The 17177-nt window shown below is 67.5% G+C and carries 14 protein-coding genes; 10 read left to right on the forward strand and 4 right to left on the reverse strand.

Annotated elements, in window-relative coordinates:
* Positions 1-115 precede the first annotated feature (115 nt).
* The 10 genes from J2848_RS07365 to J2848_RS07410 all read left to right on the forward strand — a co-directional run bounded on the left by J2848_RS07365 (position 116) and on the right by J2848_RS07410 (position 12511).
* Positions 116-682, forward strand: coding sequence for a septation protein A (locus J2848_RS07365; RefSeq protein ID WP_149229795.1), 567 nt, complete (start codon positions 116-118; stop codon positions 680-682).
* Between the two features lie 120 nt (positions 683-802).
* Positions 803-1099: a twin-arginine translocase TatA/TatE family subunit gene (locus J2848_RS07370; protein ID WP_149229794.1), complete on the forward strand. Its 297-nt coding sequence runs from the start codon at positions 803-805 to the stop codon at positions 1097-1099.
* Between the two features lie 182 nt (positions 1100-1281).
* Positions 1282-2406, forward strand: a complete 1125-nt coding sequence (locus J2848_RS07375; protein WP_246193666.1) for an SPOR domain-containing protein — start codon at positions 1282-1284, stop codon at positions 2404-2406.
* A 267-nt stretch (positions 2407-2673) separates the two neighbouring features.
* A complete protein-coding gene (locus J2848_RS07380) occupies positions 2674-3072 on the forward strand; it encodes a response regulator transcription factor (RefSeq protein WP_149229792.1) in 399 nt (132 codons plus the stop codon).
* A complete protein-coding gene (locus tag J2848_RS07385; protein WP_170306944.1) occupies positions 3069-5315 on the forward strand; it encodes a 3'-5' exonuclease in 2247 nt (748 codons plus the stop codon). Before J2848_RS07380 ends, J2848_RS07385 begins: the two co-directional genes overlap by 4 nt.
* Complete coding sequence (locus J2848_RS07390) at positions 5312-5524, forward strand: hypothetical protein (protein ID WP_149229791.1); 213 nt, start codon at positions 5312-5314, stop codon at positions 5522-5524. Before J2848_RS07385 ends, J2848_RS07390 begins: the two co-directional genes overlap by 4 nt.
* A gap of 9 nt (positions 5525-5533) precedes the next feature.
* Positions 5534-8347, forward strand: a complete 2814-nt coding sequence (locus J2848_RS07395; protein WP_149229790.1) for a sensor histidine kinase — start codon at positions 5534-5536, stop codon at positions 8345-8347.
* Positions 8348-8613: 266 nt separating this feature from the next.
* A complete protein-coding gene (locus tag J2848_RS07400; RefSeq protein WP_149229789.1) occupies positions 8614-10317 on the forward strand; it encodes a hybrid sensor histidine kinase/response regulator in 1704 nt (567 codons plus the stop codon).
* A gap of 107 nt (positions 10318-10424) precedes the next feature.
* Positions 10425-12119: a PAS domain-containing sensor histidine kinase gene (locus J2848_RS07405; protein ID WP_149229788.1), complete on the forward strand. Its 1695-nt coding sequence runs from the start codon at positions 10425-10427 to the stop codon at positions 12117-12119.
* On the forward strand, positions 12116-12511 hold the full coding sequence (locus J2848_RS07410) for a response regulator (protein WP_149229787.1): 396 nt from the start codon (positions 12116-12118) through the stop codon (positions 12509-12511). Before J2848_RS07405 ends, J2848_RS07410 begins: the two co-directional genes overlap by 4 nt.
* A 71-nt stretch (positions 12512-12582) precedes the next feature.
* Here the strand turns inward: J2848_RS07410 and moeB are convergent, their stop codons facing one another.
* From moeB to J2848_RS07430, 4 genes are read right to left on the reverse strand one after another with little or no spacing between them, the layout of a single operon-like run.
* Positions 12583-13740: a molybdopterin-synthase adenylyltransferase MoeB gene (moeB, locus tag J2848_RS07415; RefSeq protein ID WP_149229786.1), complete on the reverse strand. Its 1158-nt coding sequence runs from the start codon at positions 13738-13740 to the stop codon at positions 12583-12585.
* A 13-nt stretch (positions 13741-13753) separates the two neighbouring features.
* Positions 13754-14032 (reverse strand): ubiquitin family protein, encoded by a 279-nt coding sequence (locus tag J2848_RS07420; protein WP_246193665.1) that lies wholly within the window; start codon positions 14030-14032, stop codon positions 13754-13756.
* Positions 14029-15450: a TfuA-like protein gene (locus J2848_RS07425; RefSeq protein ID WP_246193664.1), complete on the reverse strand. Its 1422-nt coding sequence runs from the start codon at positions 15448-15450 to the stop codon at positions 14029-14031. Before J2848_RS07425 ends, J2848_RS07420 begins: the two co-directional genes overlap by 4 nt.
* Complete coding sequence (locus tag J2848_RS07430; protein ID WP_149229785.1) at positions 15447-16763, reverse strand: YcaO-like family protein; 1317 nt, start codon at positions 16761-16763, stop codon at positions 15447-15449. The genes J2848_RS07425 and J2848_RS07430 overlap by 4 nt, the downstream gene beginning before the upstream one ends.
* Positions 16764-17177 lie beyond the last annotated feature (414 nt).

Below are 17177 nucleotides of genomic sequence, written 5' to 3' on the forward strand. Positions count from 1 at the left end.
GTGCGTTGTCACCGATAGGCATCACCCGTCGATGGACGGGGCAGTGCATCCGAATGTCCCGCCCGCCAACATTCGCCCCTTTCATGGGCGGCCGGTTCGGGCTATGTCAGGGACCATGAATCAGTTCGCACGCTTGGCGATCGAAGCCGGCCCGCTCGCCGCCTTCTTCGTGGCCAATTCCCAGGCCGGCATCATGACCGGCACCGCGGTCTTCATGGTCGCCATCACCATCGCGCTCGTGGTGTCCTGGCGGCTGGAACGGCGCATTCCGATCATGCCCGTGGTCGGTGCCGGCTTCGTGCTGCTGTTCGGCGGCCTGACGCTGTGGCTTCAGGACGACCTGTTCATCAAGATCAAACCGACTCTGGTCAACCTGCTGTTCGCCATCGTCCTGTTCGTCGCCCATGCGACGCACCGCAACGTGATGAAGCGCCTGCTGGGCACGGTGCTCAACCTGTCGGAGGACGGCTGGCGCACGCTGGGCATCCGCTGGGCGTGGTTCTTCCTGCTGCTGGCAGTGCTGAACGAGGTGGTGTGGCGGAACTTCGCCACCGACATGTGGGTCAACTTCAAGGTTTTCGGCATCATGCCGCTGACCCTGCTGTTCAGCGCCTTCCAGGCGCCGCTGATCATGCGCCACCAGCTGCCGGAAGAGCCGGCGGAGAGCGGCCCGACGGCCTGACGGGACCGCCTTTATCACGGCGTTCCCGACGGCTCCCTCTTGTGCGGCGCGGAAGGGGCACTCACATTGGTGGCGACCGCGACGACGTCCGCTCCGACCGTTTTTCAGAGGTATTGATCGATGGGCAGTTTCAGCATCTGGCACTGGTTGATCGTTCTGGTCATCGTGCTTCTCCTGTTCGGCGCCGGCAAGCTGCCCAACGTGATGGGCGACATCGCCAAGGGCGTGAAAGCCTTCAAGGCCGGCCTGAAGGACGAGGACGAGGCCCAGCCGCCCGCCGCGACCACCGCCCAGGCGCCCCCGGCTGCAATCAACCCGGCGCCGGCCCAGCCTGCCCATCCCCAGCCGACCACACCTCAGCCGACGGCGACCACCACCGCCCAGCCGGTCGACCCGACCCGGCCGCATCAGGGCTGAAGTCCCTTCTTTCGTGCCGCCCCACTGCCGGGCGCGACCGCATGGCGGTTTGAAGGGGCGGCAAAATACGATAAGGAGAAGGGGCTTTCCGCAGCCGGTCCGTGTTCCGCGGCCCAGGCGCCCGGAAGGCCCCTTTTACTGCATTCAGCCGGCCCGCGATGACGGGCAAGCGCAGGTCGACCGTGACGCTCAAGCCACCGTACCGACAGGCTCCTACCCTGACCACACCGACTTTCAAGGACGAGATGAAGGCCAACGGCAAACCTTCCGAGACTCCGCCGCCGGAGAACGAGGACATCGCCAAGCTGCTTCGCGCCTTGAACGAAGACCTGCGGGCCGACCCGCAGGACGACGATCTGGAGTATGAGGAGGAGGAGCCGGCAGGCCGCAGCCGCCTGCCGCTGGGCAAGATCGCGCTGGCCCTGGTGGCGGCGGGCGGCATCGCCGTCGGCGTGGTGTATCTCGGGTCTGGCGATCCGGCGCCGGTGACGACCGCCGCCAACAATTCGGCGCCGATGGTGCCGGCCCCGGCCATCACCCGCGCGCCATCGAACCAGACATCCGCCAACCCGGCACCGGCCACTCCGACGCCCACGACCGGAAGCCTGCCGACCCCGGCCACCACGACGCAGGCCACCGCGACACAGACGCCTGCCGCCCAAACTCCACCGGTCCAGACCGCGCCTGTCCAGACGGCCCCCTCCGCCGCTCCGCCGCCGCCGGTTGCCGCTCTGCCTGCCAGCCCGCCGCCGGTCCTGAAAGTCCCGGAACCGCCGGCCGTCCCGGCCACCGCCACCGCCGCAACACCCAAGCCGCGCGCCACCGCCGAAAGCCCACCCAGCGCTCCCGCCGTCCAGAAGCCGGAAGCACCGAAGCCCGAAGCGGCCAAACCGGAAACGCCGGCGGAAACCGGCTCGTTGCAGGCGATGCTGGCGCCGCCCAAGGAGACGGCAAAGCGCCCGGCAGCCCCGACGCCGGCCGCTCCGTCCGCTGCCCCTCCTTCTGCGTCCTCCAATGGCGAGGCGAAGCCGACCGCCAAGGTAGCCACCCCGTCCGCTCCTCCGCCGGCTGGGCGCTACACGGTGCAGGTCGGCAGCTTCTCGGTCACGGCGAACGCCGATTCGCTGGTTCAGCGGCTTCAGGGCAACGGGTTTCAGGCCTATACGGTGGACTGGACCGACAGCTCCAACCGCTCCTGGCGCGCGGTGCGCGTCGGCGGTTACCCCGATCCAGCCGCCGCCAAGCGCGAGGCGGAGCAGTTGAAATCGAAGATGGGACTCAACCCGGTCGTCGTGACCACACGCTGATCCCCGGTGGGGCTGGCGGCGGCGGCCAACCGGTCCCCGCCCCTGCGACACCGTGTCATCCGAACGAAAGCCCGGCGGCGACATTTGGTCGCGGCCGGGCTTTTTCTTTCGGCCTCCACCCCCGTTCTTTGGTCGGGGGAGCCAGGAGTGCCGCTTGATCCCCGCTTCTCTTTGCTCGTACCATGGACATTCCAGGGCACCAATGCATTGCCCCGGCCGCAAATTGGGAAGCCGGCAAAAGACCGGCGTACCGGAGGACGCCCCGCCATGAAGCCGACCATCCTGGTTGTCGACGACGAACCCAGCATCGTCCTGTCGCTCCAGGTCCTCATGCAGCGCGCCGGGTTCGACGTGCGTATCGCCCGCGACGGGGACGAGGCGCTGCGCTCGGTGGAGAACTTCACGCCCGACCTGATCCTGCTCGACGCCATGATGCCGAAACGCGACGGCTTCGACGTCTGCCAGACCCTGCGGACCAACCCGGCCTGGAAGACCCTGCCGATCATCATGCTGACGGCACGCAGCCGTGATGTCGAACGGCAGAAGGGACTGGCGCTGGGCGCCACCGACTACATCACGAAGCCCTTCTCCACCCGCGACCTGCTGACCACCGTCCGCCGCCATCTGGGTCTGCCTGCGGCCGGCAGCATGGAACCGGCACCATGACCGCCCCGGCGCTGGACGGGCTGCGGCCGGAGCGGAAGACCGGCGGCGCGCCGTCGCCCGCATCCCTGCCCCGCCCCTTGCCCCGCCGCATGATCCCGCTGGCCTTCCGGGCCGCCGGTCTTGGTCTGGTGGTGCTGGCGGTCGGGCTGGCGGTGGCGGTGCGGGGGTCGGACGCCTCAGACCCGCTGCTGACCTATGCCGTGGTGATGACGGCGGCCTGCGCCGCCGCGGTGTGGGGGCTGTGGCTGGCGGTCGACCGCTATCTGCTGCGCGCCGCCGAGACGCTGAGCCGCGAGGCCGGGCTGATCGCCCACGGCAATGCGGAGGGGGCCGTCGGCGGCCGGGTGCCGCTGGCCCGCTATGGCGACCTGCTGCCCATCGCGCGCGCGGTGAACGAGCTGTCGGACAAGCTGGCCCAGGTCCGCCGCGACATCGCCCGCACCGTCGCCGAGTCCACGTTCAAGGCCGAAGAACAGAAGACGCAGCTCGCCGCCGTGCTGCGCGACCTGCATGAAGGCGTTCTGGTCTGCAACACCAAACATCAGATCCTGCTCTACAATCAGACCGCCCTCGATATCCTGCATTTGACGGGAGAGCTTGGGCTGGGCCGCTCGCTGCTGCATTTCGTGGTGGCGGAGCCGGTGACCCACACGCTGGAACGGCTGACTCTGCGGGTACGCGAAGGCCGGCACATCAACCACGAACACGGCACCACAGCCCAGTTCGTCGGTGCCACCACCGACGGCCGTATCCTGCTGGAAGGCCGGATGAGCGCCATCCTGCAAGACCCCGCTCCGGCCTCGGACGAGCCTCCCGGTATCACCGGCCCAATTATCACCGGCTATGTGCTGACCCTGTCCGACGCCACCAGCGAACTGGCAGCGCTGGGCCAGCGCGATGCGCTGCTGCGCGAGGCGACGGAAGGGTTCCGCGCGCCCATCGCCAATCTGCGCGCGGCGGTGGAGACGCTGTACGACGCGCCCGACCTCGGCCCCGGCGACCGTGCGGCCTTCGAAAGCGCGATGCTGGACTCCTGCGACAGCCTGTCGCAACGGCTGGAGCGGGTTACCACCGCCTACCGCAACGTCGTCACCGGCAGCTGGCCGATGAGCGACATCCACTCCAACAACCTGATCACCCTCGTTGCCCACCGAATGGGGGCGGAGTCCGCCACCACGGTGACGCTGACCGGCCTGCCGCAATGGGTGCATGGCGACAGCCACAGCCTCGTCCTGCTGTTCGCCTATCTGATCCGGCGCGTGCAGGCGCTGACCGGCGCCACCGCCTTCGACCTTGAGGCAGCCGGGCCGCAGGACGGCGACCGCTGGGTCTATCTCGACCTCGTCTGGCAAGGGTCTGCGGTGCCAAGCGCCACGCTGGACGGCTGGCTGGACCAGACCCTGCCCGACGGGCTGGGCGGCCTCAGCGCCGGCGACGTGTTGCAGCACCACCGCAGCACCGCCTGGAGCGAGCCGCTGCCCACCGACACTGGTACCGGTCGCGCCCGGCTGCGCGTGCCGCTGCCGCCGGCGCAGTCTCCGCGCACCGCCCAGCCGCGGCCGAAGGCCGGCGCCCGGCCGGAATTCTTCGATTTCGGGCTGCTGCACCAGCCGCTGGCGACCAGCGAGCTGGGCCGCACGCCGCTGGATCGGCTACATTACGTGGTGTTCGACACCGAGACCACCGGCCTGTCGCCCAGCACCGGTGACGAGATCATCCAGATCGCCGCGGTCCGTGTGGTGGGTGGGCGCATCCTGACCGGGGAGACCTTCAACACGCTGGTCGATCCCCGCAGGCCGATCCCGCCGGAATCGGTCCCCTTCCACGGCATCACCGACGGCATGGTGGCGGGCAGGCCGACCATCGACACCGTGCTGCCGCAGTTCCGCAGCTTCGTCTCCGGCGCGGTGCTTGTGGCACACAACGCCGCCTTCGACCTGAAATTCCTGAAAATGAAGGAACGGGCGGCGGGGGTGGCGTTCGACTGTCCGGTTCTGGACACCATGCTCCTGTCGCGCATGCTGCTGGGCAATGACGGCGATCATACGCTGGACGGCATCGCCGAACGGCTGGGCATCGAGGTGGTCGACCGCCACACCGCGCTGGGCGACAGTCTGGTCACCGCCGCAGTCTTCCTGCGGATGATCGAGATGCTGCGCGAGCGCGACGTGCGGACGCTGGACGACGCCATCCGCGGCGCCAACATCCTGGTCGAACTCGCCGCCCGGGAACGCGCCTTTTGAGCGGGCCGGATCACACGCCGGAACCCCGCCGGTACCGTGACCGGATGATCGGCCTGTTCCTGCTGGCCGCCGCCCTGTTCAATCCGCCGCTGCTCGGCCTGTTCGGGGTGGAGGGAACGATCCTGGGAATGCCGGCGCTCTATGGCTGGGTGTTCGGCCTGTGGGCGGCGGTGATCGCGCTGGCGGCGCTCGCCGGCCGCGCGCGCTAGGAGGACGGGATGGAGGCCAGACTGGATTGGGCCACCGTCCTGATCGCCGCCCTACTCTACCTCACCGCCCTGTTCGCCATTGCCCATTGGGCGGACCGGCGAGAAGCGGCGGAGCGCAGCGTCATCGCCTCCCCCACCGTCTTCGCCCTGTCGCTGGGGGTCTATTGCACGACCTGGACCTTCTACGGATCGGTCGGACGGGCGGCGACGCTGGGCATCGGCTTCCTGCCGGTCTATCTCGGCCCCACCCTGCTGATGCTGCTGGCGCCGCTGGTGCTGCGCAAGATTCTGCGGATCGCCAAGGCGCAGCGCATCACCTCCATCGCCGACTTCCTCGCCAGCCGCTATGGCCACAGCCCGTTGCTGGGCGGGCTGGTGGCGCTGACCGCCACAGTCGGCGTAACGCCTTACATCGCCCTCCAGCTCAAGGCGGTCGCCGTCAGCTTCACCGCACTGACCGGCGGTGGGCTGGGCACGACCACAGGCGCGTTTCTCGCCCCCTTCCTTGATCAGGGTTTCCTGATCGCCGCGGTGATGGCGCTGTTCGCCATCGTCTTCGGCGCCCGCCAGATCGACGCGGCGGAGCATCATCCGGGCATGGTCGCCGCCATCGCGCTGGAATCGCTGGTAAAGCTGGTCGCTTTCCTGGCGGTCGGCATCTTCGTGGTCTGGGGTCTGCATGGCGGGCTCGACAGCCTGTTCGCCACGGCCGCCAACCGCCCCGATCTCATCCGCCTGATGGGGAGCGAGCCGGCACTCGGCACCGCGGGATCGGGCGGCGGGCCATGGGGGGCCTGGGTCGCGACCACCATCCTGTCAGCCGCGGCGATGCTGTGCCTGCCGCGCCAGTTCCAAGTGATGGTGATCGAGTCGGTCGAGGAACGCCATCTGGACCGCGCGGTCTGGCTGTTCCCGCTCTATCTCCTGCTGATCAACCTGTTCGTGCTGCCGGTGGCGCTGTCGGGGCTACTGACTTTCGGCGGGGAGCTGGATCCCGACCTGTTCATGGTCGCCCTGCCCTTGAACGGTGGAGCCGGATGGCTGGCCCTGCTGGCCTTCCTGGGCGGGTTGTCGGCGGCGGCGGGGATGATCGTGGTCGAGTCGGTGGCACTGTCCACCATGCTGTGCAACGATCTCGTGGTGCCGATTCTGCTGCGTACCCGGCCGCAGGCGCTGGCGCGCTCTGCCGATCTGGCGCCGTTGCTGCTGGCGGTGCGGCGTGTCGCCATCGTGGCGATCCTGCTGTTCGGCTACGGCTATTTCCGGCTGGCGGGGTCGGCCTACGCCCTGGTGTCGATCGGCCTGATCTCCTTCGCAGCGGTGGCGCAGTTCGCGCCGGCGCTGATCGGCGGCCTCTACTGGCGCAGGGGCACCCGCCGCGGCGCCATCGGCGGGGTGGCGGCAGGAACGCTGATTTGGGCCTACACCCTGCTGCTGCCCAGCTTCGCACGGTCGGGCTGGCTGCCGGCCAGCTTCATCGCCGACGGACCGTGGGGGATCGCTGCATTGCGGCCCTATGCGCTGTTCGGGCTGGAGAGCTGGGACACGCTGGCCCATGCGCTGTTCTGGACAGCGCTTGCCAACATCGGCGCCTATGTCGGCCTGTCACTGTTCGACCGGCAAGGGGCGGCGGAGCGGGCGCAGGCCGCCGCCTTCGTCGATGTCTTCCACTCGGCGCCGGACGCCACCGCACCACCGCGGGGGACACCGCCGGATTGGCGCAGCGCCGCCAGTGTCGGCGACCTTACCCGCATGGTCGCCCGCTTCCTCGGCCCCCAGCGGGCCGAGCGGGCCTTCGCCGGTGCTGATCCGGACGAACCGGCAGGGCCGGAGCGGCTGCGGCTGGCCGAACGGCTGCTGGCCGGCGCCATCGGCGGAGCGTCCGCCCGCGTCGCCCTCGCCTCCTCCGTCTCGACGGGTGCGGTGGAGGCGGCGGAACTTCTGCGCATGCTGGACGAGACCAGCGACGTCATCGCCCATAGCCGCGAGTTGGAGCGCAAGACGGCGGAGTTGGAGCGCGCCACCGACGCCCTGCGCACCGCCAACGAACGGCTGACCGAACTGGACCGGCTGAAGGACGATTTCCTGTCCACCGTCACGCATGAGCTGCGCACACCGCTGACCTCGATCCGGGCGCTGAGCGAGATCCTCTACGACGACCCCGATCTGGAGTCCGAGCAGCGGCAGGAGTTCCTGGCCGTCATCATCAAGGAAAGCGAGCGGCTGACCCGCCTGATCAACCAGGTGCTGGACATGGCGAAGATCGAGGCCGGCGCGTTGGACTGGCGCATCGAGACCATCGACGCCGGACGGGCTCTGGCCGAGGCGGTCGCCGCAACGGAGGCGCTGTTCCGGGAGCGGGGCATTGCCCTGTCCGTCGAAATCCCGGATCGGCTGCCCCCGGTGCGCGGCGACGTGGACCGGGTGATCCAGGTCGTCGTCAATCTGCTGTCCAACGCCGCCAAATTCACCCCGCCCGGCGGCCGGACCCGGCTGAAGGCCCATCTGGACGGCGATGCTCTGCGGGTGATGGTGGCCGACAGCGGCCCCGGCGTGGCGGCGAAGGACCGCGAACTGGTGTTCGACCGCTTCCGTCAGTCCGGCAGTGCGCTGACCGGCAAGCCGGCAGGTACCGGCCTGGGGTTGGCCATCGCCAAGCGGATCGTCGAGCATCTGGGCGGCCGGATCGGGGTGGAGGATGCACCAGCCGGCCCGCCCCCCGAGTCGGGCCGGGGTGCGGCCTTCTGGTTCACCCTGCCGCTCGCGGATCGCGCTTTCGGCCATGACATGGAGGAGCAGCCAGCGCGGCATCGAGAGGATTGATCAGACACTAATCATTTACAATCGGGTGGCCGTGCCGCAATCCCGTGATATCCTTCAACACCTACAGTCCACAGGGAACAGGGGATTTTCGCTTGCGGTCCGGCCCAGTCTTGCGCCCGTGGCGGCGTACAACCGATGGGGTGCCATACGCCACAGCCCTTCCCGTTCGGAAGATGCACGCTTATTGTGGGGCCCACGGATCGGCGTGTGACCCGGTTCCGGCGGAACGGCCTGCTTGTCTTGCAGGTTGGCGGTAGGAAGGCGGGATGGGCAAGATACTGGTTGTCGACGACGAACGGGATGTCCAAACGCTGATCATGCAGCGCTTCCGCCGTGCCGTCCGTACCGGCGAACTGGAGTTCCTGTTCGCCCATGACGGGCAGGAAGCGCTGGCGACGTTGCGCGCCCGGCCCGACATCGACATGGTGCTGAGCGACATCAACATGCCCGGCATGGATGGGCTCACCCTGCTGGACCATCTGCCGCAGGTGAATTCCGACATCCGTGCGGTCATGGTGTCGGCCTATGGCGATCTAGGCAACGTGCGCGCGGCAATGAACCGCGGCGCTTTCGACTTCATCATCAAGCCCATCGACTTCGCCGACCTGGAAGCCACCATCCACAAGACGCTGGAGGCTTGCCGCGCCGTGCGCCGCCTGCGCGACGCGCTTCAGGAAACCCGCACGGCGGAGGCGGCGTCACGCGCCCAGGCCGCCCGTATGCGCCGGGTCCTGGACGGCAGCCCGATCGGTGTCGCCATCATCACCGAAGCCGGCGACCTGCTTTATTGCAACCAGCGCTGCACCGACCTGTTCGGCGTGCCTGCTGACACCCTTCAGCAAAGCTGCGCCCCCACCCTGTTCCGCCATGTCCAGGAGCGGCGGCCGGAGCGGGCATCCGGGACCGACGCCTTATCGGCCTCCGACGAGATCCATTACGTGCGCGAGGATGGGCGGACGGTTTGGATGGCAATGTCCGTCGACCGCACCAACTATGAAAACCAGCCGGTCTTCATCGTCTGGCTTTACGACATCACCGAACGCAAGGAGCAGGCGGAGGCGTTGCGCCGTGCCAAGGATTCGGCCGAACAAGCATTGGCCGACCTGGAGCGCATGCAGTCCGACCTGATCCGGGCGGAGAAGATGGCGGTGATCGCCCAGATGATCGCCGCGGTCGCGCACGAGATCAACACCCCGGTCGGCATCGCGCTGACCGCCGCCACCCATCTGCAGACGGCGTCGGAGGCGATCATCATGACCTTCAACGGCGGCCAGCTGCGCAAGAGCGATTTCCAGGACTATGTCGGCACCGCCAGCGAGGTCTCCACCCTGCTGGTTGCCAACATCGAGCGCGCCGCCGCCCTGATTCAGAGCCTGAAGCTGGTGACGGAGGGCAAGGCCAGTTCGCCGCGCAGCCGCGTCGGCCTGCGCGACTACCTGTCGGACATCGTGCTGGCGGTGCAGGTTCAGCCGGCCGCCGCCGGGCACGAGCTTGTGCTGGAATGCCCGGACGGGCTGGCGCTCGACACCTATCCCGGTGCCTTGACCGAGGTGCTGCTGGCTCTGCTGACCAACGCCTTCGCCCATGCCTTCGAGCCGGAGCCTTCCCCCACGGTCGCCATGGATGGTGTCGGCGCCGGTGCAATGGCCGATGGCAGAGTCGATGGTCGGGAAGAGGGACCGGATCACGGTTCGAACCGCCGGGGTCGGGTCATGGTGTCGGTCCGGCTGCTTGGCAATGAGCGGGTCGAGCTGTGCGTGTCCGACAACGGCCGCGGCATCCCTGCTGACATCCAGCCACGGCTCTTCCAGCCCTTCGCCACCACCCGGCGTGGATCGGGCAGCATGGGGTTGGGGCTCTACGCGGTCTTCAACCTCGTCACCGGCAAGCTGGGGGGCGAGATCGACATCGACAGTGCTCCCGGTGACGGCACGACCGTTATCCTGCGACTGCCGCTGGATGCCCCCTGAAACGGCACCGGAGCGAATGCCGGCTGGCGACGATGCAAGCGTGATGAGACCAGTACGAGCGGAACGCGCGTGACGACCGGCTTGGACGACCCAAATGGACGATCGAGATGGACGATTTCACCAACCTCAGGGTTTCGCCGCCCCAGTCCGTGCAGGAAGCCCTGGATCTCGGGCACGTCTATCATGACCAGCTCGTCGCTGCGATGCCGGGCCTGCTCGTCCACCGCGGCGATACCATCCTGCATTGCAGCGCCACCCTCGCCCGCCTGTTGGGTTACGAGACCACCGAAAGCGTCCAGGCATTGCCCAGTGCCATGGCTCTGGTGCCCGAGGATGACCAGCACACGGAAAAGGATGTCTATGCGCGCTGCCTGAAGGGGCTGATCCGGTCACAGGTACGCCGGATCAAGCGCCACCGCGCGGACGGCAGCATCCAATGGTTCGACCAGTTGATGGAATCGGTGGACTGGGGCGGCCAGCCGGCGGTAATGGAAATGCTGACCCTGATGCGCCCCCTCGCCGCCAATGCCGAGCTGCCGCACCAGGAACAGCTGTTGCAGGCGGCGATCGACGCCATGCCCAACGGCGTTCTGATGCTGGATAGCGATTTGAACGTCGAAGGCGCCAACAGCGAATTCTACCGGCTGTGGGACTATCCGGTCGGCATGTTCCCTCCAGGCACGGCCGTCGGGTTGATCCTGACCTACAACCACAGCCGCGGCGATTACGGCGACGTTCCCTGTGAGGAAACGGTGGCGGCGCTGTGCAACCGCTTTCGGGTCAAGGGGATCTACAACTCCGAACGCCGGGTGCCGAACGGCCGCACGCTCGATATCCGGAACGCGCCGCGGGCGGACGGCGGCTATGTCATCACGCACCATGACATCACCGACCGCAAGCGCATTGAGGACGAGTTGCGGCAAGCCAAGGAACGTGCCGAGGCCATCCTGAAGGAACTGCGGGAAACCCAGCGGCAGCTGATCGTGCAGGAGAAGATGGCTGCGCTGGGACAGCTCACGGCCGGCATCGCCCACGAATTGAAGAACCCGCTGAACTTCGTCAATAACTTTGCCGAATTGTCGGGGGAACTGCTGGACGAGTTGCTGGAATTGCTGGAACCGCTGAACGACCATCTGGACGACGCCACGCGTGTCGACGTCAACGATCTGGCCGGCAGCCTGCAAGGCAACCTGCGCAAGATCGCCGACCACGGCCGACGCGCCGACAACATCGTCAAGAGCATGCTGGCCCATTCGCGTGGCGGGGGCGGCGAATGGCAGACCACCGATCTGAACGGCTTGGTCGAGGAGGCGCTGACTCTGTCTTACCATGCCTTCCGTGCCCAGGACCGCAGCTTCAATGCGACGCTGGAGCGTCGACTCGACGCGGCGGTGGGGGAGGTGAAGCTGGTACCGCAGGACATCTCGCGCGTGCTGGTCAATCTGTTTACCAACAGCTTCTACGCCGTCCGCAAACGACAGTTGATCTGCGGCGACTCAACCTATAAACCGACACTGATGATCACAACCGAAACGAGAGAATCTTACGTCTCCGTAAGAATTCGCGACAATGGTATCGGCATGTCTCCCGCAGTGATCGAGAAGCTTTTCACGCCGTTTTTCACCACAAAACCGACCGGGGAAGGAACCGGGTTAGGTCTTTCACTTAGCTACGACATCGTGGTACATCAACACAGGGGCCGTTTCGACGTATCCAGCATCGAAAACGAGCACGCCGAGTTTACGATCACGCTGCCACGATCCGTGACGGCCATGTCGCTAGGGGAGCGCCGAAAGACATGACCCTGGGAATCCTCGTCGTCGATGACGAACCGGATATCGAGGATCTGTTCCGCCAGCGGTTTCGCGCAGAATTGCGCCGTGGCGAACTGGCACTTCACTTCGCCTCCTCTGGCGAGGAAGCGCTCAAGAGTTTGAGCTCCGGACTGCAACCGGAGGCTGTTCTTGTCCTTAGCGATATCAATATGCCGGGAATGAGCGGCCTCGATTTCCTGCAGCACCTTCGTGCGGAAGCTCCGCATGTGCCGGTCATCATGGTCACCGCCTATGGCGACACCGAAAACCGCCGCCGCGCCCTGGACATCGGCGCGACCGAACTGGTGACCAAACCGGTTGATTTCGTCGCCCTGAAGAAGCTGGTCCAGAGCGTCATCGTCCAGAAGACGGCGGCTTAACGCTCTCTTCCGCCCTCGGCCGACCGAAGGTCTGTCCGATTGCGGAAGAGGGGATGTGCCACCGCTCTCGATCATCCCCCGCACACTGCCGCAATGTCGCTCAATTCCGGCCTCGCGCCGGCTGAGCAGGATGGGCAGTCCGGGTCGACCGGAACGGCAATCTCGTTGAATTCGCCGCGCAGACCGTCATAGAGGAGCAACCGGCCGGCCAACGGTTCGCCAAGCCCGAGCAGCAGCTTGATCGTCTCCGCAGCCATGATGGTGCCGATCACGCCGGGCAGCACGCCCAGCACGCCGGCCTCGGCACAGGACGGGGCATATTCGGCCGGTGGCGGTTCAGGGAACAGACAGCGGTAACAGGGGCGCACCCCCGGTGCCGCGCCGCCGAACACCGACACCTGCCCCTCGAAACGGAAAATGGCGCCGTAGACGTTCGGCAGGCCGAGCCGCAGGCAGGCGTCGTTGACCAGATAGCGCGTCGGCAGATTGTCCGACCCGTCGACCACCACGTCGTGCCCGGCGAGCAGGTCCAGCACGTTGGCGGCCTCCAGCCGGGTGTCGTGCGACACCACCTCGATGGTCGGGTTGAGGTCCAGCAGGACGGCGCGGCCGCTCTCCACCTTGCGCTGGCCCAGCCGGCTTTCGGCATGCAGGATCTGGCGCTGCAGATTGCTGCGCTCCACCCGATCATCGTCGATCAGGGTCAGGCGCCCCACCCCGGCGGCAGCGAGATAGAGCGCGATCGGCGAACCCAGCCCACCGGCCCCGATCAGGGCGACGCGGCTGCGCAGAAGCTTATGCTGACCGGCCTCCCCCACCTCCGGCATGGTCAGGTGGCGGCGGTAGCGCTCGCGCTGGGCAGCATCGAGCTGCGGCGGCACTTCCACTGGCAGACCGGCGGCCTTCCAGGCGGAAAAACCGCCGGCGACCGACCGCACATCGGCATAGCCCAGCCGCAGCAGATCCTCCGCCGCGAACAGCGACCGGGTGCCGCCGGCACACATCAGCAGGAGGGGACGCGCCGGGTCGGGCGCCTTCTCCTCGATCCGCAGTTCCAGAAAACCGCGCGGCAGGCGCAGCGCCCCGGCCGGGCTGCCGGTCGCCGTCTCCTCGTCCTCGCGGACATCGACCAGCACGGCGCCGTCCCGTTGCAGGGCCAGCGCATCGGCAGCCGCGACTTCGGGAATACGGGCACGCAGGTCGGCAAGGCGCCGGTCCTTCAGGCTCATGACGCCAAGCTCCTCAACCGCCCGCCAGGGCGACCATCAGGGTCAGGGTGGCGCCGGCCGGCAATGCCGCCTCCAGCCCGCCCAACCGCCGCACGTCGTCGCGGCCGAGATAGACGTTCACGAACCGGCGCAGTTCCCCCTCTGCCGTGAACAGCCGGTCGCGGAACACCTCCTGCCCGGCAGTCAGCGCCACCAGGGCCTCGCGCACGGTGGTGCCCGGCACCGCCACCTGATCCCGCCCGCCAACGAAGCCGCGCAGTGGAGTCGGCATGCGAATCGTCACCTCGGTCACGCTTGCATCTCCTCTTCGGACTGGGCCTCGGCAGCCGCACCAAGCGCCGCCTCCGCCTCGGCGGCCAACCGGCGGAACAGATCACGCACCTGCTTGGCCCGCATCAGGTCGATGCGCAGGTCGAGGACGTCCTTGAATCCGCTCTCGTTGGCCCACACATCGGCCGGCGCGTCCATGCGGCAGCTGGTGTTGGCAAGATGGTCGGCGATCAGTTCATCGATCGTTTCGGTGGGCTGCTGGCTGTTGTCGCTGAAATGCAGTGCTATCACCTGCTCGATCAGTGCAGCTTCCTCCGCCGTCGCCTCATACAGACCGCGCAGGCGCAGTTCGTTCAGCACCGGCTTGGTCGTGCGCGCCAGCATGCGACGGGGAATCAGCCAGCGGATCATGGCCCGCTCGACCGCCAGCTCATGCATCAGCTCGGTGAATTCCGAGTCGGTCAGGTCATTCCGGTTGCACCAGTCGGCCAAGGCCGCCGGACTGCCAAGCTGACGGGCGACGCAGAAACGCCAGACTTCGGCATCCACCGCCGCCTGATCGACGGTCACACCAACCACCTCCGCCAATTGCATGGTCAACAGCCGCCCGAGCGCCGCCTTGTTGATCTCGGCAAAGTCCGGACGGTGCAGCGCCGCATGGCTGGCGATTTCCGAAAGCGGCACGCTATGCCCACCATGGGCCACGCGCCGGTCGCGCTCGTACAGCACGTTGAAGGAATGCGAGGCGTTGAACGTGAAAGGCGCCGGACGCGGCGGGGTGATCAGGCTGGCGAGATGGATCAGCAGCGCCTCGGCATCGCGGCGTTTCTGATCGATCGCACCGCCCGCCAGGAAGCGATCAATCCGCTCCACTTCCGCATCGGTCAGCCCGGCGTCCGCCCAGATGCGGTCCCGCGTCCGGTCGGTGAAGTAGAGCCGTTTGGCGGCGGCGATCACCCGGTCGTGCAGCGCGACGTCGACCACGCCTGCCGCCAGAGCGGCGGCCATGCTGGCGCGCAGGTTCACCAGCGGCTCGGACAATGGAAAATAATCGTCCTCCGGCCCGGCGTGAGCGAGCGCCACCTCATCGTCTCCGGTCAACCGACCGTCGATGAACTGCCGCGCCACCTCGCCCACCGGCACCATACCGAAGGGATGGCATTCCGCCGCCCGCAACGCGCCCATGCTGGACGCGCCATAGACGGCGATTCCCTTGTACAGAGCAAACAGGATTTCCTTGTGCCAGACCGACAGGGACTGGCCGAACACGCCATCGATCAGGGCGATCACGTCCGGCCGATGAATGGTCATCGCGCTGAGAACATCCGCCTGCGCCGCCGGCGGCAGGTAGATCGCGTCGGGCAGCAGCGCCCGGGCGTCGGCCAACGGCATCGTCGGGCCGAGGAACACGCAGATCTTCATGCGCCCCTTCATGTTCATGCGACCGCTCCCACCGGACCGGCCTGCGCCTGGAGTGCCCTGGTGAAGGCCAAAGGACGTGCGCCCGGGGTGTAGAAGTCGAAAAGATATCCCTCCAGACCGGGCACCACCACCCGCACGACCGGAATGCCGATCTCCGGCTGGGTCAGGTCGAAGACCAGGGCCTGTTCAATGCCGGACCGGCGCAGCACCCCCAACAGCAGCGCGATGTCGCCCTCGAAGGTCGGCGTCGCATGGTTCGCATGACGCCGACCGTCGACGTTGCACGGCGTACTTTCCAGCGCCGCGATTTCGGCCGTGCCATCGGCGTTCTGGTTGCGGATCAGGTCGCGGCGGAAGAAGTCGTCCCGCGATCCCGCGATCAGCACCAGACGCGACTGCACCGCCTCGGTCAGGGCACGGCACATCGCAACCGCGGGTTCCAGATGGCTGCCGTAGCCGCGATGCATGCCCGTCTTGCGGACATCCCGGTCATAGACCATCGCCATGTAGCTCGGCACCCCCATGTCGGTGGTGACGTCGAACAGCAACGGAGCAATCCCCGCTTCATCGAAGCGGCGCAGCAGATCGCGAACGGACGGCGCATCGACGGTCGACAGGTCCACCCGCGGCATCGGAATGCGCAACGCTTCGCCGGCATAGCGCCAGCACGCCACCGAGTCGCGCTCGATCACCTCATAGAGGCCGGCCGCGACCGCCTCCAGGATGTGGTTGCCGCTGGCCAGGCCATTGGTTCCCATCGCGTAGAAACTGCGCAGGCCGGGCCGGGCAACCGGGTTGCTGTAAAGGCCGACGGACGTCCATGGCGCAGCGACCGGGCGGGCATTCATCAAATCCCAGCCCCAGGTCCAGAATTCCGGATTGTCGGGCCGGAAGGCTCCGCCCTTGGTGCCGGGAATGCGGTCGATCGGGATGCGTCCATCCGCCGGCAATTCGTTCCAGCTCGCCTCCAGATAGGGAAGCTGCATCGTCTCGGCGTGGTGGAACTCGATCGCCTCCATCGCGGCCGACACGGTGGCGGCGGCAAGGCTGAATCCCTTGCCGGCACTGCCCGACAAGGTGGGGCTGTTCGGCCGGTGCCCCAGCACCGTGTGGATGCCCAACCGGTCGAGCCCGGTGACGTCGGCCAACCGGGTGATTCCGCAGCGTGCGAAATGGGGGGAGATGCGTTCCAGCGTCTCTTCCGGCGTCGCCGTACGATGGGTGCCCAGGAAAAAGCGCTTGGCTGCATGGTGGACGGTATCGCCCAGCCGGATACCGAGCGGAGCCGGCGATGTCGGAGGGCTTGTGTCGAACGATGCGTTGACTGGCATGGGTGCGGTCTGGACTCTCGGCTGCGGCCGGTTCGGAATGGGACGTCAGCATCCATCGTCCCGCTGCCGCCGGCAACAGCCAACTGAGCGGAACCAGGGTGATGCGGGGGCCGGCCGTCGCAAGGACGCCGGCCCCCTTCGACATCACGACTCGATCGTCTTGTCGCCGTCGGTCGCCGCCGGAGTGGCTGCCCCTGCCGAGCTGGCTGCAGGGCTGGACGACGTCCCGGTCGGAGCGCCGGCCGCAGCATACCCGGCCATGCCCGCACCAGCAAACGCGGGAGCCGGAGCACCGGCCGCAGCGTACCCGGCCATGCCCGCACCAGCAAACGCAGGCGACGGAGCGCCGGCCGCAGCGTGCCCAGCCATACCGGCACCAGCAAACGCAGGCGACGGAGCGCCGGCCGCAGCGTG

Origin of the sequence: Azospirillum lipoferum (assembly GCF_024170005.1) — a bacterium.
Lineage (GTDB): Bacteria > Pseudomonadota > Alphaproteobacteria > Azospirillales > Azospirillaceae > Azospirillum > Azospirillum lipoferum.